18 protein-coding genes are annotated in these 20,882 nt (G+C 68.5%); 9 read left to right on the top strand and 9 right to left on the bottom strand.

The features are described from left to right. Nucleotides 1-386: 386 nt before the first annotated feature. Nucleotides 387-839 (top strand): hypothetical protein, encoded by a 453-nt coding sequence (locus A5764_RS22535; protein ID WP_067117454.1) that lies wholly within the window; start codon nt 387-389, stop codon nt 837-839. Between the two features lie 421 nt (nt 840-1,260). Here A5764_RS22535 and A5764_RS22530 read toward each other — a convergent pair whose 3' ends face one another. The 3 genes from A5764_RS22530 to A5764_RS22520 form a co-directional block, all read right to left on the bottom strand. Further along, entirely contained in the window at nt 1,261-1,503 is a 243-nt protein-coding gene (locus A5764_RS22530) for an ANTAR domain-containing protein (protein WP_197501673.1), read from the bottom strand. Between the two features lie 87 nt (nt 1,504-1,590). Then, on the bottom strand, nt 1,591-1,863 hold the full coding sequence (locus tag A5764_RS22525; protein ID WP_067117448.1) for a hypothetical protein: 273 nt from the start codon (nt 1,861-1,863) through the stop codon (nt 1,591-1,593). Then, the gene (locus tag A5764_RS22520; RefSeq protein WP_067117447.1) at nt 1,860-2,150 is read right to left on the bottom strand and encodes a hypothetical protein; all 291 of its coding nucleotides are present in this window, start codon (nt 2,148-2,150) and stop codon (nt 1,860-1,862) included. Before A5764_RS22520 ends, A5764_RS22525 begins: the two co-directional genes overlap by 4 nt. 243 nt (nt 2,151-2,393) lie before the next feature. Here A5764_RS22520 and A5764_RS22515 point away from each other — a divergent pair, with 243 nt between their 5' ends. The 4 genes from A5764_RS22515 (at nt 2,394) to A5764_RS22500 (ending at nt 7,636) form a co-directional block, all read left to right on the top strand. Continuing rightward, on the top strand, nt 2,394-2,939 hold the full coding sequence (locus A5764_RS22515; protein WP_067117444.1) for a hypothetical protein: 546 nt from the start codon (nt 2,394-2,396) through the stop codon (nt 2,937-2,939). Nucleotides 2,940-3,139: 200 nt separating this feature from the next. Continuing rightward, complete coding sequence (gene trmB / locus A5764_RS22510) at nt 3,140-3,925, top strand: tRNA (guanosine(46)-N7)-methyltransferase TrmB (protein ID WP_156664823.1); 786 nt, start codon at nt 3,140-3,142, stop codon at nt 3,923-3,925. After that, on the top strand, nt 3,922-4,635 hold the full coding sequence (locus A5764_RS22505) for an NYN domain-containing protein (RefSeq protein WP_067117438.1): 714 nt from the start codon (nt 3,922-3,924) through the stop codon (nt 4,633-4,635). The genes trmB and A5764_RS22505 overlap by 4 nt, the downstream gene beginning before the upstream one ends. A gap of 49 nt (nt 4,636-4,684) precedes the next feature. Beyond that, nucleotides 4,685-7,636, top strand: a complete 2,952-nt coding sequence (locus A5764_RS22500; RefSeq protein ID WP_082951846.1) for an MMPL family transporter — start codon at nt 4,685-4,687, stop codon at nt 7,634-7,636. Between the two features lie 12 nt (nt 7,637-7,648). Here the strand turns inward: A5764_RS22500 and A5764_RS22495 are convergent, their stop codons facing one another. Then, on the bottom strand, nt 7,649-8,785 hold the full coding sequence (locus tag A5764_RS22495) for an AI-2E family transporter (protein WP_067117432.1): 1,137 nt from the start codon (nt 8,783-8,785) through the stop codon (nt 7,649-7,651). A 249-nt stretch (nt 8,786-9,034) separates the two neighbouring features. Here A5764_RS22495 and A5764_RS22490 point away from each other — a divergent pair, with 249 nt between their 5' ends. Next, the gene (locus A5764_RS22490) at nt 9,035-10,222 is read left to right on the top strand and encodes a TIGR00374 family protein (RefSeq protein WP_067117429.1); all 1,188 of its coding nucleotides are present in this window, start codon (nt 9,035-9,037) and stop codon (nt 10,220-10,222) included. A gap of 7 nt (nt 10,223-10,229) precedes the next feature. Here A5764_RS22490 and A5764_RS22485 read toward each other — a convergent pair whose 3' ends face one another. Next, a complete protein-coding gene (locus tag A5764_RS22485; RefSeq protein WP_067117425.1) occupies nt 10,230-10,781 on the bottom strand; it encodes a hemophore in 552 nt (183 codons plus the stop codon). A gap of 321 nt (nt 10,782-11,102) precedes the next feature. On the opposite strand from A5764_RS22485, the gene A5764_RS22480 reads away from it, so the two are divergent. Both A5764_RS22480 and A5764_RS22475 read left to right on the top strand, forming a co-directional pair. After that, nucleotides 11,103-14,102: an MMPL family transporter gene (locus A5764_RS22480; RefSeq protein ID WP_067117422.1), complete on the top strand. Its 3,000-nt coding sequence runs from the start codon at nt 11,103-11,105 to the stop codon at nt 14,100-14,102. Next, nucleotides 14,099-14,626, top strand: coding sequence for a hypothetical protein (locus tag A5764_RS22475; RefSeq protein ID WP_067117418.1), 528 nt, complete (start codon nt 14,099-14,101; stop codon nt 14,624-14,626). Before A5764_RS22480 ends, A5764_RS22475 begins: the two co-directional genes overlap by 4 nt. A gap of 6 nt (nt 14,627-14,632) precedes the next feature. Here A5764_RS22475 and A5764_RS22470 read toward each other — a convergent pair whose 3' ends face one another. Then, the gene (locus tag A5764_RS22470) at nt 14,633-15,322 is read right to left on the bottom strand and encodes a hypothetical protein (RefSeq protein WP_067117415.1); all 690 of its coding nucleotides are present in this window, start codon (nt 15,320-15,322) and stop codon (nt 14,633-14,635) included. Next, nucleotides 15,319-15,936 (bottom strand): hypothetical protein, encoded by a 618-nt coding sequence (locus A5764_RS22465; protein ID WP_067117412.1) that lies wholly within the window; start codon nt 15,934-15,936, stop codon nt 15,319-15,321. Before A5764_RS22465 ends, A5764_RS22470 begins: the two co-directional genes overlap by 4 nt. A 42-nt stretch (nt 15,937-15,978) precedes the next feature. On the opposite strand from A5764_RS22465, the gene A5764_RS22460 reads away from it, so the two are divergent. Continuing rightward, complete coding sequence (locus A5764_RS22460; RefSeq protein WP_067117409.1) at nt 15,979-17,964, top strand: M13 family metallopeptidase; 1,986 nt, start codon at nt 15,979-15,981, stop codon at nt 17,962-17,964. Here the strand turns inward: A5764_RS22460 and A5764_RS22455 are convergent. Beyond that, nucleotides 17,948-20,194, bottom strand: coding sequence for a molybdopterin-dependent oxidoreductase (locus A5764_RS22455; protein WP_067117406.1), 2,247 nt, complete (start codon nt 20,192-20,194; stop codon nt 17,948-17,950). The two genes, A5764_RS22460 and A5764_RS22455, sit on opposite strands and share 17 nt — an antisense overlap. After that, nucleotides 20,184-20,780, bottom strand: a complete 597-nt coding sequence (locus A5764_RS22450; RefSeq protein WP_067117403.1) for a TetR/AcrR family transcriptional regulator — start codon at nt 20,778-20,780, stop codon at nt 20,184-20,186. Before A5764_RS22450 ends, A5764_RS22455 begins: the two co-directional genes overlap by 11 nt. Between the last annotated feature and the right edge of the window lie 102 nt (nt 20,781-20,882).

The following is a 20,882-nucleotide window of genomic DNA, read 5'->3' as shown; positions in this document are numbered from 1 at the left end:
CCCCGTGGTGGGGGAACGGTTCAGCGTGACCAGATCGGTAGCAATGGACCGGGGATCGGGCACGGCCGGTGGTCAAGAAAGCGGCTCCGGCCGTCCCGATCCGCACAGACTTGCCCCTCGGTCGGCCCACACAGTGCACCCCACCCGTTGGGGGCGGGGCGCCCAAAATATCTAGCGAGGGCGCGATCGCCCGACTGCATAAGGCACCGGGCATCCCTCCCCGATTGTCGCGGTTTAATGCCTTCTGGCACTTGGTGTTTCCGATACGCTAAAAAGGGTCGTTGACCAGGCGTTTTAGGGTGTTGAATCTCCGCTGGCTTTAAGGGGTTTGACGCCACACCGTGCGACTTTGCGAGTTTCGCCAATCTTGGCCTCACACTTGGGGTATGCCGCGTGTTGATGCAGCCGACCGGAAGCTTCGGGATGCCCGAATACTCCGGCTGTTCCTGACCGGGGCGACCATCACCGACATCGCGAAGCATCCGAAGATCCAGCTATCGCGGAAGGCTGTCGATCAGGCCATCCGCCGCCAGCTCACCCTCGACGGCCCGGACCGGCAGGTGCTCTCCGAGGAGGCCCGCAAGGTTTACGTGCTCCGGACGGAACTGCTGTTATCCCGGTTGATGCCAAGGGCGTTGGATTCCGGTGACCCGCAGCAGCTCAAGGCGTGGGAAAACTGTAGGCGGCTACTGGAGCAGCAGGCCCGCTTCTACGGGCTCCTTGGCATTCGGGGCGCGGAGGACGACCCCGGCATGCCGGGCGATCAGGCGGCTCCGGTCCTCTCCCTCGATGCGTACCGGGGCCGGTTCCAGGACGACCGCGACCCCAGACCACTCTGAGAATTACGTGGACGCTGCGTAGGCTTGCCGAATGGCCGAGCCGTCCCGCGCTGAGCGGGCCAGGGAGCGAGTTGAGGAACTAAAGGTTCGCTTGGCTGAGCTTCGGTCCGGGCGGCCGGTGTCAGCAGTCGATGTCGAACTGGCGCATGAGCGGGCTCGGGCGGCGCATGTCTCCGCCGCTAAGGCGCACGAAAATGCGGCGCTGGCCCACGATCGGGCCGCGTTGAACGATCCGGAGGGTGCCGCCGCTCACGAGCTTGCGGCGTTGGCCGACAGGCGAGCCCGAGATGAGGACTACCGATTAGGGGAGTCGGAGACCGATCCGGAATAGGGTCCTCTCTCTGGACGAGTACCGGGGCCGGTTCCGGTACGACCGCGACCCTGAGCCCCTGTAAGAGGAACGATGGATGACGTGGGCGAGTTATCTATCGCCCTGCCGTGGGTTCATACGTTCGTCGGTTAGGTACACGGCCAGCAGGTTGTCCCGCCCAGTTTTCCGGCCCAGCTTGTCGCGGTCGATCAACAGCTCCGCGACCTCGCGTATTGGCATCTCGGCGCGCTCCGCCAGCTTGCGCAGCACCCCTAGCGCCTGTTCGTCATCCAACTGGAAGTGTTCCGTGAGAAGCGCCACGGCGCCCTGCTCGATGCGCTCGTTCGGTGCCACCGATACCACCCGCTCCGGCTTTCTTGAAGGGGTAATTTGTGCACAGTGTGCACGCCGCCCGCGCCAAACTCAATACCTACGCTCTAGCTACCCGCCTGACGGCAGGTGCAGTCCCGGCGTCGCGTCGATCTCCTCCCATGGGAGGCCGTTGTCGTGCAGGAGCTGTCGTATGCCGACGAGCTGCTGACGTACATCGTCCGGCATCTCTAACCCCGCTTCCTCGGCCTCTTTCCGCACCTCCGCTATCTGCTGCAGGCCGGCGGTCATGTTGTCCCACAGGTGCGTTGCCTTCGCTTTCGCGCGGAACTGGTCGTCGCCCTTCCGTCGCTTGCCCCTGCCCTTATCCCCACGCTTACTCATGCGCGTGACCGCTTCGCCGTTTCCTCGGCGTAGGCCCGCTCGTACGCCTCCTTGTAGGCCTCCTCGTACGCCTCCTTGTAGGCGTCGTCGTACGCTTCCTTGGCCTCTTCCTTGGCGGCCTCGTGGGCCTCTTCCTTGGCGATCGCGTGGGCCTCTTCCTTGGCGATCTCGTCGGCAGCTTCCGCTGCTTCCTGCTGCTGCTCAGCCCACCAATCACTGATACTTGCGACCTTGGGGGAGGGATAGCGTTCGCCGGTTATCCGGGAGGCATAGGTTTTGTCGGTCATCGTGGTTTCCTTCCGTTTCTCCGGCCCCCGTGTGGGGCCGAGGTGGTGAAGATATCCGCTGAAAGGTCCTTTTGGGGAAGGTGCGACCCGGCGAGTCGTAGATTTGTAAGTCGCGCCGCTGGGCAGCCGTATCCGCGTTTGCCGATGGCCGCGTTTTCGCAGGTTATCGCCCTTTTTATCGTTCGCCCGACCTAGTCTCCTTGAAGGGCCGGAGAGGACCGGCCCCGAACGAGAGGGGAAACCATGACCACGACCACCACCGATCCGTTCACCGCGAAGGCCGCCGCGAGGCTGCGCCATCCGGCCGGCACCGCCCTGGACGGAGACCAGCTCAGTCCGAAGGAACGCGAGGTGCTCCTGCATGCGCTCGCGGCCCGCCGCTGGAAGCTCGCGGCCCGCCGGAGGGAGCTCACCCGGCTCCTCCGGGGAGATGTCGGCCGAGTTGGAGTCCATCGACCGGGCGCTCGACGACATCGAGCAGAGCGAATCGTGGTTGCTCGCATGATCACCGTCTCGCTCCTCCTCGGCTTGGTTCTCGCCGTGAAGTTCCGCACCTTTCGGTGGGTCGCGGCGATCCTGCTCGTGATCGCGTTCGTCCAGGCGCACCCGGTCCTCGTGACCGTCGCCGCAGTCGTCGCCGTAGCCCTCCGGGCAGGCTGGCACGGCTACCGGGCCACCGTCACTGCGAACGAGGCACGGCGGGCTCGTGAGGCCCAGCTATCCGCCCGCGCCGACGCCGAGGACCTCCTCGTCACGCTGGGCGACCCGCGAGGCATCTACGGCCTGTAACCACTAGCCAGCCCCGCCCAGCTAACTCGGCGGGGCTGGCCTTCGTCTGCGCTCTGCGGGCCGGAAGCTAGTACCAAATATTTCTGCGGATACGCTCGCGCTGCACGAGGCGTTTCCCCCTCCCCCTATACAGCAGGAGCCCGGTCTCAAGGCAACTGTTGGGTATCAATCTGGACCAGGGGCGGCTACACCGGCGGTTCATGGGCCACCATGGACAAATGCATGCGCAACCCGGGGTCGGGACGTGTCCCGACGCGCCGGCGGAGGTGGGGGCTGGCCTGGGTACCGAAGAACATCGTCGGCTCCCCGCCTCGAGTTTCCGCTCGCGGCGGTCCACCCTTTCCGGTGGCCAACGCGAGACCTGGGAGCGGCTGTGGCCAACACTGGGCCTCTCGCTGGGCGCTGGCTCCGGGGATCGCCAACCGCTTGACACCGGTGCCTGGTTCGGCCGTCAGGCGCCGGTGGTGCTCGAAATCGGTTGCGGCAGCGGCATATCCACGCTGGCGATGGCCAAGGACGAGCCCGGCGTCGACGTGATCGCGGTCGAGGTCTACCGGCGCGGCCTGGCGCAGCTGCTAACCGCGATCGACCGCGAAGGGGTTGACAACATCCGGTTGATCCACGGAAACGCGATCGACGTGTTGGCGCATCTCATTGCACCGGCCTCGCTGATCGGGGTTCGGGTCTTCTTTCCCGATCCGTGGCCCAAGGCCCGCCACCACAAACGCCGCTTCCTGCAATCCAGCACGATTGGCCTGATCGCCGACCGGTTACTCCCTGGTGGTGTCCTGCACGCCGCGACGGACCACGCCGGCTACGCCGAGCAGATCAGCGAGGTCGGCGACGCCGAACCGCGGCTGTGCCGCGCGGGCCCGGACAGCCGGCTGCCGATCTCGGTCGTCCGCCCCACCACCAAGTACGAGACCAAGGCCCAAGAAGCGGGCAGCGCCGTGACCGAATTCATTTGGAGTAGGCGACGAGCATGAGCCTGACGGAAGAGACCACAGCAGCACCGGAATCCCTCGAATCGCCGGCGGTCCTGTCGGCCGAGGGCCTGAACAGCTTCTCCACCCCGGGCGGGCGCGTCCTGCTGGTGTGGGACGCGCCCAACCTCGACATGGGCCTGGGATCCATCCTCGGCCGCCGGCCGACGGCGCTCGAGCGCCCGCGCTTCGACGCGCTCGGCCGGTGGCTGCTGGCGCGCACGGCGGAGGTCAGCGCCAGCCGCCCGGGCGTCGTGATCGAACCCGAGGCCACCGTCTTCACCAACATCGCGCCGGGCAGCGCCGACGTCGTCCGGCCCTGGGTGGACGCGCTGCGAAACGTCGGGTTCGCGGTCTTCGCCAAGCCGAAGATCGATGAGGACAGCGACGTCGACCGCGACATGCTGGCGCATATCGAACGGCGCCGTAGCGAGGGGCTGGCGGCGCTGGTCGTGGCCTCCGCCGACGGGCAGGCGTTCCGTCAACCGCTGGAAGAAATCGCACGCACCGGGGTCGGTGTTCAGGTGATCGGATTTCGCGAACATTCGAGTTGGGCGCTAGCGTCGGATACCTTGGACTTCGTTGACCTGGAAGACATCGCGGGTGTGTTCCGGGAGCCGTTGCCGCGAATCGGGCTAGATTCGCTGCCTGACCAGGGGGCGTGGCTGCAGCCGTTCCGGCCGCTGTCCGCCCTGTTGATCACGCGTGTGTGAGACTGGGAAGCCAATGCGCGGGTCACATTCGATCCAGTAAGGAGCTCACGTGTTCGCCTGGTGGGGTCGAACTGTGTACCGCTACCGGTACATCGTAATCGGGGTCATGGTGGCTCTGTGCCTCGGCGGCGGCGTCTTCGGGCTCAGCCTGGGAAAGCATGTCACGCAGAGCGGTTTTTACGACGACGGCAGCCAGTCCGTCAAGGCCTCGGTGTTGGGCGACAAGACCTACGGTCGCGACCGCACCAGCCACATCGTCGCCACCTTCACCGCCCCCGACGGCAAGACCGTCGACGACCCGGCCTGGCACGACAAGGTCGTCGGCGAGCTCAACAAGTTCAAGAACGACCATCCCGACCAGGTCGTCGGGTGGGCGGGCTGGCTGGCGGTGGCCAACCCCGCCGACGCGCCCCCGTTGATCAAGGGGATGGCGACCGAAGACAAGAAGCACACCTTCGTCAGCATCCCGCTGAAGGGCGACGACGACGACACCATCCTCAACAACTACAAGGCGATCGCGCCTGACCTGCAGAAGCTCGACGGCGGCACGGTCCAACTCGCCGGCTTGGAGCCGATCGCCAACGCCCTGACCGGCACCATCGCCACCGACCAGCGCCGCATGGAGGTCCTCGCGCTGCCGGCCGTCACGATTGTGCTGTTCCTGGTGTTCGGCGGCGCGATCGCCGCCGGCCTGCCGGTGATGGTGGGCGGGCTGAGCATCGCGGGCGCGCTGGGCATCCTGCGGTTCGTCGCGATGTTCGGGCCGGTGCACTATTTCGCCCAGCCGGTGGTCTCGCTGATCGGCCTCGGTATTGCCATCGACTACGGGCTTTTCGTGGTCAGCCGGTTCCGGGAGGAAATCGCCGAGGGCTACGACACCGAGGCCGCGGTGCGACGCACGGTGATGACCGCCGGTCGCACCGTCACCTTCTCGGCAGTCCTGATCATCGCCTCGAGCGCCAGCCTGCTGGCGTTGCCGCAGGGCTTCGTGCACTCGCTGACCTACGCGATCTTCGCCGCGGTGGGGCTCGCCGCGCTGCTGTCGATCACGTTGCTGCCGGCCTGCCTGGGCATCCTCGGCCGTCACGTCGACGCGCTCGGTGTGCGAACCGCGTTCCGGGTGCCGTTCCTGCGGAACTGGAAGGTGTCGCGCGCCTACCTCAACTGGCTCGCGGACCGGCTGCAGAAGACCAAGACCCGCGAAGAGGTCGAGGCCGGCTTCTGGGGCAAACTCGTCAACTTCGTGATGAAGCGTCCGCTGGCGTTCGCCATCCCGATCGCCGTCGGCATGATCCTGCTGGTCATTCCGCTGGGCAACCTGTCCTTCGGGGGCATGAGCGAGAAGTACCTGCCGCCGAACAACTCCGTGCGCCTTGCCCAGGAGCACTTCGACAAGCTGTTCCCCGGGTACCGGACCGAACAGCTGACGGTCGTGATCAAGAGCGACAACCACACCAAAGTCACCGATCAGCAGGTCGCCGACATCCGCAACAAGCTCGCGCCGATCACCGGGTTTACCGACAAGACGTGGCAGGAGCGGCCATGCCCGACGATCGCCGGCAATCCCTGCGTCAACGGACCGAACGGGACGTCGCAGCCCAAAGACGACACGGTGCGGGTGATCCAGAACGGGTTGTCCAATCGCAATGACGCCGCCAAGAAGATCAGCGAACTGCGGGCGATAAACCCACCGAAGGGGCTCAGCCTCCTGGTCGGCGGCACGCCGGCCCTCGAGCAGGACAGCATCCACAGCTTGTTCGACAAGGCTCCGCTGATGCTGGTCCTATTGCTCGGCGCCACCACTGTGTTGATGTTCCTGGCGTTCGGATCGTTCGTGCTGCCGATCAAGGCGGTGGTGATGAGCGCGCTGACGCTGGGCTCCACCTTGGGGATCCTGACGTGGATCTTCGTCGACGGGCACTTCTCGACATTGCTGAACTTCACGCCGACACCGCTGATGGTGGTGCTGATCGCGCTGGTCGTCGCGGTGGGCTTCGGCCTGGCCACCGACTACGAGGTGTTCCTGGTGTCCCGGATGGTCGAAGCCCGCGAGCGCGGCATGTCCACAGCCGAGGCGATCCGGATCGGCACCGCCACCACGGGCCGCCTGATCACCGCCGCCGCGCTGGTGCTCGCCGTGGTCGCCGCGTCGTTCGTGTTCTCCGACCTGGTGCTGATGAAGTACCTGGCCTTCGGTCTGATGGCTGCGCTATTGCTGGATGCGACCGTGGTCCGCATGTTCCTGGTGCCGTCGGTGATGAAGTTGCTCGGCGACGACTGCTGGTGGGCCCCGCGCTGGGCCCGTCGCCTGCAGAACCGGCTCGGGCTGGGCGAGATCGACCTGCCCGACGAACGCAAGCGGCCGACCCTCAACGGGCGGCCCGCCCGGCCCCCGGTCGCCGCGGCCAGCCTGGTCGCCGCGACGCCGCGCCCGCCGCACGACCCCACGCATCCCGGCGTGCTGGAGCCGTCGCGGGTGGCACGCCCGGCCGCCCCGCCGGAGCCGCGGCCCGCGCAGCCGCCGACGCCGGCCGCCGCGAACACCGCACGGCTGCAGGCCCAGCCGAGCCAGCCGACGCAAGCCCCGACCACGCGCCTCACGGTTCCCCCCAACGCCAACCCGGCCGCCGGCAACCAGAGCACACCCGGCCACGAGCGCCCCGCCGGGGCGCGCGGCCCGGCCGGCGCTACCCCGCCGCCCACCGCACGGCCCCCCGCGCCGGCGCACCCGGCACCTCCACCGCCGCCGTCCAGCGGCGAGACGCGGGCCATGCCGATCCCGACCCACCGCTCCGGCGATAACAACTCCGACCCGGCCGAGCCCACGACCGCCCTGCCGATCAGGCGCTCAGACGCCGACGACCCCGGTACGGCCACCGAGCAGCTCAACTCCCCCGGACAAGGCGAGAACGGCGACAACCCACGTCAGCGCCGCCGCGCCGGCGGGGGCGGCGCGGGCCTCAGCGCCCAGGACTTGCTGCGCCGCGAGGGACGCCTGTAAGCGCTGAGCGAATCAGTCGGGCGGGCGGTCCGGTTCCGCCTCGACGATCGCCGTGTCGTCGGCCTCCTCGGTCTGCTTCTCGGCTTCGGCGGCGGGATCCGGGGCCAGCAGCACCTGAATCGCATTGTTGAGGAACGCGACCGTCGGAACGGCCAGCAAGGCGCCGACGATCCCGGCGAGCACACCGCCGGTGGAAATGGCCAGCACCACGGCGAGCGGATGGATCGAGACCGCGCGCCCCATCACCAGCGGCTGCAGCAAATGAGCCTCCATCTGGTTCACCGCAACCAGCAAACCAAGCGTGATCAGCGCGTAGACGACGCCCTTGGCCAGCAGCGCCACCACCACGGCCAAAAACCCGGCGATCACCGCGCCGACGAGCGGGATGAAGGCGCCCATGAACACCAGCGAGGCCAGCGGCAGCGCCAACGGAATGTCCATGATCGCCAGCCCGGTGCCCACACCCGCCGCATCGGTCAGGGCGACCAGGAACGTCGCCCGCACGTAGCCGATCAGCGACCCGTATCCGGCGTGGCCCGCCTCGCGCACCCGACCGCGCACGCCCACGGGGAAGATCTTGGTGACGTATTGCCAGATGTTGCGGCCGCCGTAGAGGAAGAAAATCAGTGTGAACAGCGCTAACACCGCGGCCGTGACCATCTCGGTGATGGTGGCGGCGGTGGCCAGGGCGCCGCTGGTGAGCTTGGACTGGTTGTTGTGCAGCGCCTGGATCGCGGCGTTGCCCGCGTTGGAGATTTGTTCGCCGCGCAGGTGCAACGGTCCCTCGATCAGCCACCTGCGGGTGGAGTCGATGCTTCGGCTCACCTGTTCGGTCAGGTCGGGCAGCCCGTAGACGAACTGGGTGATGACGAAGGCCAGGATGCCGCCGAAGATCGCGAACCCGCCGAACAGGACCAGCGCCACCGCCGCGCCACGCGGCAGGCCGCGCTGGTCCAGCCAGTCGACCGCCTGCACCAGCAAAGCGCTCACCATCAAGGCCAGCAACACCGGAACGACGATCACTTCTAGCTTCTGCACGACCCACAGCACGGCGACCACGGCGGCCAGGATGACGAGCAACCGCCACGCCCAGGCCGCGGTCCTGCGGACAAGCGGTTCGACCGCAGCATCGTCGGGGTTTGCCAGCATCTGGCCAGCCTATCTGGCGCGGCTTTGCTCCGACGGGGCCGCGGGGGGCCGTTTCGGCGACGGGGCAGTTGCCCCTCGGAGGTTCCTCGGAAGCCGCCTCGGCCCCCTCGGATACCCCTCGGAGACCCCTCGGAGGCCCCTGGGCCGTTCCCGTGGCCGCCACGATCCGGTTACGACCCCAGAACGACCCTGACACAGTCGGTGCTTCGTCCGGATGGCCGCGCCACCTGCGCGGTTACCCTAAACCCCGTGCCGCACGACGCACCCCCACGCAAGCTCGACTTGGCGCGCGAATCGACCCCGCGCGGCAAGTACTGGTGGGTGCGGTGGGTGATCCTCGGGGTCGTCGCGATCGTGCTTGCTGTCGAGGTCTCGCTCGGCTGGGACCAGCTGGCCAAGGCCTGGACGAGCCTGTATGAGGCGAACTGGTGGTGGCTGCTCGCGTCCGTGCTGGCGGCGGCGGCGTCGATGCACAGCTTCGCCCAAATTCAGCGCACCCTGCTGAGATCGGCCGGCGTGCACGTCAAGCAACTGCGGTCGGAGGCCGCGTTCTATGCCGCCAACTCGCTGAGCACCACGCTGCCGGGCGGGCCGGTGCTGTCGGCCACGTTTCTGTTCCGTCAGCAGCGGATCTGGGGCGCCTCGGCGGTGGTGGCGTCGTGGCAGTTGGTGATGTCGGGCGTGCTGCAGGCCGTGGGGCTGGCACTGCTCGGCCTGGGCGGGGCGTTCTTCCTGGGCGCCAAGAACAACCCGTTCTCATTGCTGTTCACGCTCGGCGGCTTCGTCGCGTTGTTGCTGCTGGCCCAAGCGGTGGCGTCGCGCCCGGAGCTGATCGAGGGCATCGGCGGCCGGGTTCTGGCCTGGATCAACTCGGTGCGCGGCAAGCCCGCGGAGACCGGTTTGGACAAGTGGCGCGAGACGCTCAGCCAGCTCGAATCGGTCAGCCTGGGCCGCCGCGACCTGGGTGTGGCGTTCAGCTGGTCGATGTTCAACTGGATCGCGGACGTGGCCTGCCTCGGCTTCGCCGCCTACGCCGCCGGCGACCACGCCTCGGTCGCCGGGCTGACGGTGGCCTACGCCGCCGCTCGCGCGGTCGGCACGATTCCGCTGATGCCGGGCGGGCTGCTGGTCGTCGAGGCGGTTCTGGTGCCCGGCCTGGTGTCCAGCGGGATGTCCCTGCCGAACGCCATTTCCGCGATGCTGCTCTACCGGCTGATCAGCTGGCTGCTCATCTCCGCCGTCGGCTGGGTGGTGTTCTTCTTCGTGTTCCGCACCGAGAACGTCTCGGACTCCGACTCCGACGACCCGATCACCGGGCCGCTGCCCGTGGTGCGCTACCTCAGCGACCCCTCCGCCGACCAGAGCGACGGCGCCCTGCAAGGCCCGGTCCCGCCGCCGGAGGCCCACCCGGACGGCGACCGGTCGGCAGGCGCGTAACCGACTCTCAGCCGACGTTGCTGGGGCGCGGCGCGCCGCCAATCGTGACGCCGGGCAGCGTGCCGCCCGCAGCGCCTGGCGCCGGCGCGGTCGCCACCGGCGGGGTGCCGGCGGCGTTGCCGGGCAGGGATGCCTGGCCGCCCGGCAGCCCACCTGCGGCGCCCTGCGCCTGCTGCATCAGGCCCATCGCCTGCGGGATCGTGATCGGCAGCTTGCACTGCATCGACAGGTTGGTCAGCGGCTGCGCCATCGACGTCATGTCGCCGGCGACCTTCGGGTTGGCCTCGAAGTAGGACTTCAACCCCGTGACGGATTGCGGCCCCGCCTGCTGCTGCAGCATCGTCGTCATCGCCTGGTTGGTCTCCGGGTGCGAGTCCAGGTAGTCACCCATGGACTTGGAGACCGAACCGATCGTGCGGGCGACCTCGCTGGCCGCGCACGGGTCGTTGGCTCCGGTCGCCGGCGGCCCGGCCAGCACCGCGAGGGCGGCGGCGGGCGCTGCGGTGGCGATCAGCCCGGCGAGGAGCCGGCGGCGCCGGGTCGCGGTGCCTGTCGTCATGGATCACCCCTTAGGAGTTCGCCGAAAGACGTGCCGAGTGCTCGACATCTCGTAAACGGCTGCGATAGAAGGCTCTTGGTGGCGGAGATCCCCGTGCCCCGCGCGGCCATCCGACATCCTGCCATCCCCCGACCGGGCGCTGCCACTCGTGTGACCAGTTCCTTTTAGTCACCGGTTCACAACGAGTTTGCTGCGTCTTGGCAACATCGGCGTCGTTGCAGCTCAGGATGCAGATAACCCGACATAATCCACAGGCTGCTGCGGTATTCTCGCCTGCACGCGCCGCGCGAGACACCGGGGAGTGCAGAGATCCAGCAGTTCATGATGCGCCTCAGTCGCAGCCTGCGTAGATACCGTTGGTTGGTCTTCACAGGCTGGTTGCTGGCATTGGTGCCGGCCATCTATCTGGCGATGACGCAATCCGGCAACCTCACCGGCGGTGGCTTCGAAGTGGCCGGCTCCCAGTCGCTGGCCGTGCACGACCAGCTCGAGGAGCTCTTCCACGACCAGGGGGCGTCCTCGTTGGCGCTGGTCGCGGCCCCCCGTCCGGACGCCAGCTATCAGGACATCAACGACGCGGTCGGGCAGCTGCGACAGATCGCCGGCGAGTTTCCCGGCGTGACGGAGGTGCCCAACCCCACCCAGCGGCCGCCGCAGCCCGACCGGCCATATGTGGTGTCGCTGCGGCTGGACGCCCGCAACTCCGGCACCAGCGACATCGCCAAGCAGCTGCGCCAGAGGGTCGGCATCAAGGGCGATCAGTCCGGCCAGACCGCGAACGGCCGCGTGCGGCTTTACGTCATCGGCCAGGGCGCGCTCAGCGCCGCCGCCGCGGCCAACACCAAGCACGACATCGCCGCCGCCGAACGCTGGAACCTGCCGATCATCCTGGTCGTGCTGCTGGCGGTGTTCGGTTCGCTGGCCGCCGCGGCGATCCCGCTCGCCCTGGGCGTCTGCACGGTCGTGGTGACCATGGGCCTGGTCTACTTGCTGTCGGCCTATACCACCATGTCGGTGTTCGTGACCTCGACGGTCTCGATGTTCGGGATCGCCCTGGCCGTCGACTATTCGCTGTTCATTCTGATGCGCTTCCGCGAGGAACTGCGTTCGGGCCGCCAGCCGACCGAAGCCGTGGACGCCGCGATGGCCACTTCCGGGCTCGCGGTGGTGCTCTCCGGCGCGACCGTCGTCGCCTCCCTGACCGGGATCTATGTCATCAATACCCCGGCGCTGAAGTCGATGGCCACCGGGGCCATCCTGGCCGTGGCGGTGGCAATGCTGACCGCGGCCACCCTGACCCCGGCGGTGCTGGCGACGTTCGGCCGGGCGGCGGCCAAGCGGTCGGCCCTGCTGCACTGGTCGCGGCAGCCGGAGGGCACACAGTCCCGGTTCTGGAACCGCTGGATCGGATGGGTGATGCGCCGACCGTGGATGTCGGCGGTGGCCGCGTCGGCGGTGCTGCTCGTGATGGCCGCGCCGGCGGCCTCGATGGTGCTGGGCAACAGCCTGCTGCGGCAGTTCGACTCCTCGCACGAGATCCGCGCCGGGGTGGGCGCGGCGGCCCAAGCGCTCGGACCCGGCGCGCTGGGCCCGGTCCGGGTGCTGATCAGCTTTCCCGACGGCGGCGCGGCCTCGCCCGAGCACAGCCAGACCATCGCCGCGATCCGGCAGCGAATGACTCACGCTCCGCACATCGTCTCGGTGTCCCCGCCCCAATTCGCCGAGGACAACGGCAGCGCCCTGCTGTCGGCGGTGCTATCGGTGGATCCCGAGGACATGGGCGCGCGGGAGACCGTCACGTGGATGCGCACGCAGCTGCCCAAGATTCCCGACGCTGGGACCGCTCGGGTCGACGTCGGCGGCCCGACCGCGCTGATCAAGGACTTCGACGACCGGGTGGCCCAGACCGAGCCGGTGGTGCTGCTCTTCGTGGCACTCATCGCGTTCGTGATGCTGCTGATCTCGATCCACTCGGTGTTCTTGGCGTTGAAGGGCGTGCTGATGACCTTGCTGTCGGTCGCCGCCGCCTACGGCAGCCTGGTGATGGTCTTCCAGTGGGGCTGGTTGCAAGACCTCGGTTTCACCCGGACCAGCTCGATCGACAGCACCGTTCCTCCGCTGGTGCTGGCGATGACCTTCGGGTTGTCGATGGATTACGAGATCTTCCTGCTCACCCGCATCCGGGAACGCTTCCTGCACTCCGGGAACACCCGCGACGCGGTCGCGTACGGCGTGAGCACCAGCGCCCGGACGATCACCAGCGCCGCCCTGATCATGATCGCGGTGTTCATCGGCTTCGCGTTCGCCGGCATGCCGCTGGTCGCCGAGATCGGCGTGGCGTGCGCCGTCGCGATCGCGGTGGACGCCACGGTGGTGCGGCTCGTCCTGGTCCCGGCGCTGATGGCGATGTTCGCCCAGTGGAACTGGTGGCTGCCGCGGTGGCTGGCGCGCATGTTGCCGTCTGTCGACTTCGACAGGCCGCTGCCCGAGGTAGACCTCGGCGACGTCGTGGTCATTCCGGATGACATCTCGGCGCTGACGCCGCCCAGCGCCGACCTGCGGATGGTGCTCAAGTCGGCCGCCAAGCTCAAGCACCTGGCACCCGACGCCATCTGCGTGGCCGACCCGCTGGCGTTCACCGGCTGCGGCCGCAGCGGCGAGGCCACGGGCGCGCGGGGCCTCGGCCCCGGGCAGATCCCCCACCAGGTCGACATCGGCGATGAGAGCGCCGCGGCGCCCACCAACGGCCACGCCAAGGCCCACTCGGGCGCCAAGAAGCTGGTCGGCGGCCTGACGTCGCGCAACGGCATCGCCCGCGCCATCTCCGGCGGCGACCGCCCCGTCCATCCGGTCACGCTGTGGCGGGGCCGCCTGTCGGTCGCCATCGACGCGCTGGAGACCGGCGCCCACGGCGCGGACCTTCCGCAGTTCGAACGCCGCAGCCCGGTAGAAACCACGCACGTGCAGTTGCCCACCGGTGACCGGCTGCTCGTCCCGACCGGGGCCGAAGCGCTGCGCCTCAAGGGCTACCTGATCATGTGCCGTAACAGCAGCCGCGATTATGCCGACTTTGCAGACATGGTCGAAACGGTTGAGCCCGAGACCGCTGCGGTGGTGCTGGCCGGGATAGACAGGTATTACTGTTGTCAAACACCCAGGCCGCACTGGATCGCCACGCAGTTGGTCCGTCGGCTCGCGGATCCACACCCCTCCGATTTCGGGGACGATCACTGGTCGGAACCCGACGCCAGGGCGGACTGGGACGAGGTCAGGCAACGCTGCCTGTCGGTGGCTGTCGCAATGCTGGAGGAGGCGAGGTGACGTTGGCATCTGACCGACGTCCGGCGCCGCCACCCCAGCGGCCCGCCGGCGAACAGCGCACGCCCGGCGGCGGGTCCTTGCCAGACCCGGACCAGCCGGTGGAGTTCTGGCCGACCTCCGCGATCCGTTCGGCGCTGCAGGGCGGCGACATCGCCACCTGGAAGCGCATCGCCGCCGCGCTCAAGCGCGACCCGTACGGGCGGACCGCCCGGCAGGTCGAAGAGGTGCTGCAGGGCACGCGACCCTATGGGATCTCCAAGGCCCTGTGGGAGGTGCTGGAGCGCGCCCGCACCCACCTGGAAGCCAACGAACGCGCCGAGGTGGCGCGCCACGTGGCGCTGCTGATCGACCGGTCCGGCCTGGCCCAGCACGAATTCGCGTCCCGCATCGGGGCGATGCCCGAGGAGCTGGCCGCCTACCTCGACGGCAGCACCAGCCCGTCGGCCGCGTTGATGATCCGGATGCGCCGGCTCTCGGATCGATTCGTCAAGGTGAAGTCCGCGCGCTCGGCCGAATCCAACTGATCCCCGTCACCGGGAATTGACCGGCACCACATCGGACACCAGCCAGTTGCCGCCGCGCTTGGCCAGCGTCACCCGCAGCGCGGGCGCCGCCTGGCTGGGCGGCTGGCCCGGCACGTCCTGGGTCACGCGCAGGATCACGGCGACACTGGCCGCCGCCGGCCCGAGGGCCTCCACCCCGGCCGCCGCCGTGGCGGCCTGTGCGGTGACGTTGCGCTGCGCAAGATCGGCGCTGGACTTCTTGTATTGGTCCTTGAACGCGCCCGCCTGCTCCGGCACCATCATGGCCGTCGCCCGATCGATCGAGCTCATCGGGGCGCTGGGCGTGAACGACGCCATGGCCTCGGCCATCCCGGTGGCGACGTGCACCACCTCGCGGGCATCGTTGTCGAAGTCGCGGTCCGACTTCGTCCAATGCGTGTAGCCGGTCGCCACGGCCGCCGCCAGGGCGGCCGTGCACAGGAAGACGACCGCCAGTCTCAGCCCCGGCGCGTCGTCGTCGGTGCCGACGCTGACCGAGTCGCGGCGCAGCAGCCAGAAATTGACGCCCACCCCCTCGACGATCAGCAGCACCAGCACCGAGCACGCCGACACCCACCACAGCGGCCAGCCGAGGATCAGCCCGATCATCAGCAGCGCGCCGATCGCGGCCAGCGGGGCCACGATGTCGAAGGCGAGCAACCGCCAGATGTTTCTCATCGGATGGATTCCAGCCCGGAGATCATCAGCTTGCCGTCCACGTCGGACACGGCCAGCCGCAAGTTCCAGTGCACCGTCTGCGGCTTGGCGCCGACGTTCTCGCTGACCGACGTCGCGACCAGCATCACCGAGTCGGTCCGGCTGGCGAACGGCGGCAACTTGGTGGTCACCACGGGCCGGGCCACGCCGGGCTGGCTGTCCAGGTCGTGGTGGACCGTCTCGATCGCCACCGAATCGATCCGGCCGGCGCTCTGGGACTGCAGCTTCTGCACCACCTGGCGGTATGGCTGCATGGCCGCGTCGAAGTCGGTGTTGAGGTCTCCGACCGTCCCGTCGTGCAGCCGCTGCAGGCTGCCGTCGATGTTGCCGCTGTTCATGTTGATCAACAGGCCCGTCCAGTCGGCGGCGGACTGCATGACGCGGCTCAGGTAGATGCGCTCGCCCACCTCGTCGCGGTGAGCCGACCAGATGAGCGCGCCGAGCACCACCGCGGCGACCGACAACACGCCCAGCACGGTCGACGCGATGCCGAAGCCCGAAAAGAGCGGGCCACCTGCGTCTTCGGGCGTCGCGGGGTCGGGACCGGCGTCGTCTTCGGGTTCGGCGTCGGACATGGGCCGATCGTTGCATCCAAAAGAAGGTGGAAGGATGGCGGGGTGACGTATGCGGCCATTCGCTCAGGGGTCGACCTGAGCTATGTCGATCCCGGTGCCCGCCCTCAAGACGACCTGTTCGGCCATGTCAATGGCCGCTGGCTGGCCGAGTACGAGATTCCCCCGGACCGGGCCACCGACGGCGCGTTCCGCCAGCTGTTCGATCGGGCCGAAGAGCAGGTGCGCGACCTGATCGTCGAGGCCAGCGAGTCGGGCTCCCCGCATGGGACCGATCAGCAGCGCATCGGGGACCTCTACGCCAGTTTCCTCGACGAGGGCACCGTCGAACGCCGGGGGGTGCAGCCCCTGCTCGACGAGCTGGCCCTCGTGGAGGACTGCACGGACCGGTCGGCGCTGGCCGCCGCGATGGGCAGCCTGCAGCGCACCGGGGTGGGCGGCGGCGTGGCGATGTACGTCGACACCGACGCCAAGAACTCGGCCCGCTACCTGGTGCACTTCGGCCAGTCAGGCATCGGGTTGCCCGACGAATCGTATTTCCGCGACGAGCGGCACGCCGAGGTGCTGGCGGCCTACCCGGGACACATCGCGCGGATGTTCAGCCTGGTCTATCGCGGCGACGCGGGTGACCACGCCGAGACCGCGGCCCGGATCGTGGCGCTGGAGACCAAACTGGCGGCCGCGCACTGGGACGTGGTCAAGCGCCGCGACGCCGAACTCACCTACAACCTGCGCACCTTCGCCGACCTGCAGACCGACGCCGAAGGCTTCGACTGGAGTCGCTGGGCGGCCGCGCTGGGCAGCGGTCCGGAAGTCCTCGCGGAAGTGGTTGTGCGCCAACCCGATTACCTCACCGCGTTCGCGTCGCTCTGGGGCAGTGAGGACTTCGAAGACTGGAAGCGTTGGGCACGTTGGCGTTTGATTCGCGCCCGTACAGCTTGGCTGACGGACGAGATCGTCGCCGCCGACTTCGACTTCTACGGCCGCCTGCTGACCGGCGCCGAGCAGATCCGGGAACGCTGGAAGCGGGCGGTGTCGCTGGTGGAGGGCGTGATGGGCGACGCCGTCGGGAAACTGTATGTGCAGCGACATTTCCCGCCCGACGCCAAGGCCCGGATCGACACTCTGGTCGACAATCTGAAAGCGGCGTACCGTCAGTCCATCAGCGAGCTGGACTGGATGACGCCGCGGACCCGCGAGCGCGCGCTGATCAAGCTGGAGAAGTTCACCGCCAAGGTGGGCTACCCGGCGAAGTGGCGCGACTACTCCACGCTGGTGATCGACCGCGACGACCTGTACGGCAACTACCAACGCGGACACGCTGTCATCCACGACCGCGAGCTGGCCAAGCTCGGCGGGCCGGTGGACCGCGACGAATGGTTCATGACGCCACAGACCGTCAACGCCTACTACAACCCGGGAATGAACGAGATCGTCTTCCCCGCAGCCATTTTGCAGCCGCCGTTCTTCGATGCCGAGGCCGACGACGCCGCCAACTACGGCGGTATCGGGGCGGTGATCGGGCACGAGATCGGGCACGGCTTCGACGACCAGGGCGCCAAGTACGACGGCGACGGCAACCTGGTGGACTGGTGGACCGACGACGACCGCACCGAGTTCGGCGTCCGCACCAAGGCGCTGATCGAACAGTACGACACGTACACGCCCAGGGAGCTCGACGGCGACCGCCACGTCAACGGAGCCTTCACGGTCGGCGAGAACATCGGCGACCTGGGCGGGCTGTCGATCGCGCTGCTGGCCTACCAGCTGTCGCTGAACGGCACCGCCGCACCCGTCATCGACGGTCTGACCGGCGTGCAGCGCGTGTTCTACGGCTGGGCCCAGGTGTGGCGCACGAAATCGCGTGAGGCGGAAACGATCCGGCGGCTGGCGGTGGACCCGCACTCGCCGCCGGAGTTCCGGTGCAACGGCGTCGTCCGCAACATGGACGCCTTCTACGACGCCTTCGGTGTCGCCGAGGGCGACGCGTTGTACCTGACGCCGCAGCGCAGGGTCAGGATCTGGAACTGACCCCCGCGAGGACCGGCTCGATCCTGGCGGGCACGTGCTTGTGCCAGGGCGTGCCGGCGTAGGGGTCGCGCCATTCGGTTGAGGTGAGCGCGTTCGGGGCGACGCCCGGGACGACGGTGTGGCCGTCCTCGTCGCGGTAGTCGAGCCCAAAACCGTTGGGCAGCGCCGCGTGTCCGGCCAGCATGGTCTCGGTGATCTCGACGGTCGCCTCGGCGCTGCCGGCCGCGGTGCTGATGCGCACCCGGCCCCCGTCGACGAGGTCGAGGGCCTGCGCGTCCTCGACGCTGACGCGCAGCGCCCCGTCGGCGTCGCGTTTGCGCCAGGACGGGTCGCGGAAGATGTCGTTGGCGGTGTAGGCGCGCCGCTCCCCCACCGACAGCACGATCGGGAAGTCCGGCGTGGTCAGCTCCGCGGGTGCCCCCGCCAATGCGCTTAGCTCGTCCAGCATTTCGGGGATTTCCAGGGCGATCTTGTGGTCGGCGTGGCTGATCAGCGCGAAGTCGTCCTCGTAGGTGTGCCGGGTGAAGGTGACCCCGGACGGGCTGTCCAGGATGGCGTCGAACAGCGCGTTGCCGTCGGCGTGGCCGGCGCGCCGGACGGCCTCGGGGTAGGTCATCGCGGTCTTCTGGGCCAGTCCCCACACGGCGGCCGCGCCGGCCAGCCCGTCTGGCAGCGTCGGCCCCAGCGTTTCATACAGGACGTACGGAACAAGCTTGGCCATAGTCGGATTGGCGGCCATGGCACCCAGGAACGCCTCGGCGTAGGCCTGCCTGCCGCGCTGCGCCGCCTCGCGCAGCGGGCGCAGGTCCGCGTCGTCGATCACGCCGAGCGCGCGCACCAACCGCGCCCAGATCTCGGGTTCGGGCAGGGTGCCCGGGAGCGGCTGCAACAGCGGCCGGCGCAATTGAAATGCGTTGGCCGGGAACTCGAAATTGAAGAAGGTGGCCTCCGGCTTCTCGAACTGGGAGGCCGCGGGCAGCACGTAGTGGGCGAGCCTGGCGGTCTCGGTCATCGCGACGTCGACGACCACCATCAGCTCGAGCGCTTGGAACGCCTCCCGGCATGCGGCCGAATTAGCCAGCGAGTGAGCGGGATTCGCGCTCTCGACGATCATGGCCCGGAAGCGGTCCGGGTGGTCGGTCAGGATTTCCTCGGGGACGACGTTGCTGGGCACCAGCCCGGCGATGATCGGGGCGCCGGTGACCGGGGTGCGGCCCGAGACCGTGCTGAACAGCGAGGCCAATGACGAATGCAGGTGCTGGCCGCCCTTTTTCGCGAAGTTGCCGGTCAGGATCCACAGCAGCTTGTTCAGGTACGAGCACAGGGTGCTGTTGGGCGCCTGCTGGATGCCGAGGTCCTCGAACACCGCGACGCTGGCGGCGGTGCCGACCCGCCGCGCCGCCGCCCGCAACAGCTCCTCGTCGACCCCGCAGCGCTGCGCGTAGTCGGCGACCGGGACCTCGCGCAGCGCGGCGCGGATGCCGTCGGCACCGTGCACGTGTTCGGCGAGAAACGCCTGGTTGCAAAGGTTTTCCTGGACCAGGACGGCGGCCAGGGCCGCCAGGCACCAGGCGTCGGTGCCGGGCCGCACCCGCAGGTGGAAGTCGGACATCTTGGCGGTGTCGGTGAGAACCGGATCGATCACGATCATCGACCGGGCCGGGTCTTTGGCGATCTCGTTGAGCACCACCCGGGCTCGCGGGAAGCTCTGCGACATCCACGGATTCTTGCCGACGAACACGGACACCTCGGCGTGCTCGAACTCGCCGCGCGTGTGCCCGCCGTACAGCCGCGCGTCGATCCACGCCTCGCCGGTCTTCTCCTGCGCCAAGGCATTTGACCGATACCGCGCCCCGAGGGCTTTCAGGAACGCGCCACTGTAGGCTCCGCCGAGGTGATTGCCCTGCCCGCCGCCGCCGTAGTAGAAGATCTTGTCGCCGCCGTAGGCGTCGCGGATGCGCTTGAAGCCCTCGGCGATCTCGACGATCGCGGTGTCCCAGTCGATCTCCTCGTAGCTGCCGTCGGGCCGGCGGCGCAGCGGAGAGGTCAGCCGGGCACCGCTGTTCTGGTAGTGGTCCAGCCGCAGCGCCTTGTTGCAGGTGTAGCCCTGCGACGCCGGGTGTGCCTTGTCGCCGCGGATGCGAGCCAGCCGGCGGTCTTCGACTTGCACGACGATGCCGCAGTTGCATTCGCAGAGGATGCAGGCCGTGGGCTGCCAATCACCGGTCATTGCGGGGGTTCCTTTCCGGGGCCTGCGCCACGAAGAGGTCGCGCAGTTGGCGGTGAATGAGATCAAGGGGCGTCAGGTCACGGCGCACCCGGGCCAGCAGGATCGCGCCCTCGAGCGCGGTGGTGGCCAGCATCGCCAGCTCGCGGGCCCGCTCCGGCGCCATGCCGTCGCTGACGAACCGCTGGGCGATCAGGTCGTTCCAGCGGTCGAAGGCCGCCTCGGCGCGCTCGATCACCGGCGCCATGCGCTCGCGGTCTGATTGCTCCCCGGCTTCCACCGAGACCGCCACCACCGGGCAGCCGGCGCGGAAATCGGTGTCGAGCAGCTGCCGGCGGTACTTGTCGATCAGCGTGTCCAGCAGTTCCAGGCCGCCTTCGGCCTCGGTGATGATGCCGGCGACGTGCTCGCCGGCGTAATCGACCGCCTCGCAAAGCAATTGGGTCCGCCCGCCGGGAAAGTAGTGATAGGCCGACCCGCGGGGCGCGCCGCTGTGCTCGAGGACGTCGGAGATCGCCGTGGCGTGCGCGCCGCGCTCCCTGATCAGCAGGGCGGCCGATACCACCATCCGCTCGCGCGGGCTACGCATATGTATGATGCTATACATAATCGGCCGGTCCGCGAAACCCCCGGGAGCCGCCTGGACGAGAAGACGCAAAAGCCCCCAATTTCGTACCGAAATGGGGGCTTT

The sequence above is a fragment of the Mycobacterium sp. 852002-51057_SCH5723018 genome (genome assembly GCF_001667035.1).
Classification (GTDB): Bacteria; Actinomycetota; Actinomycetes; order Mycobacteriales; family Mycobacteriaceae; genus Mycobacterium.
The sequence above is the reverse complement of the archived record's forward strand: the minus strand, read 5'-3'. Positions and strand labels throughout refer to the sequence as shown.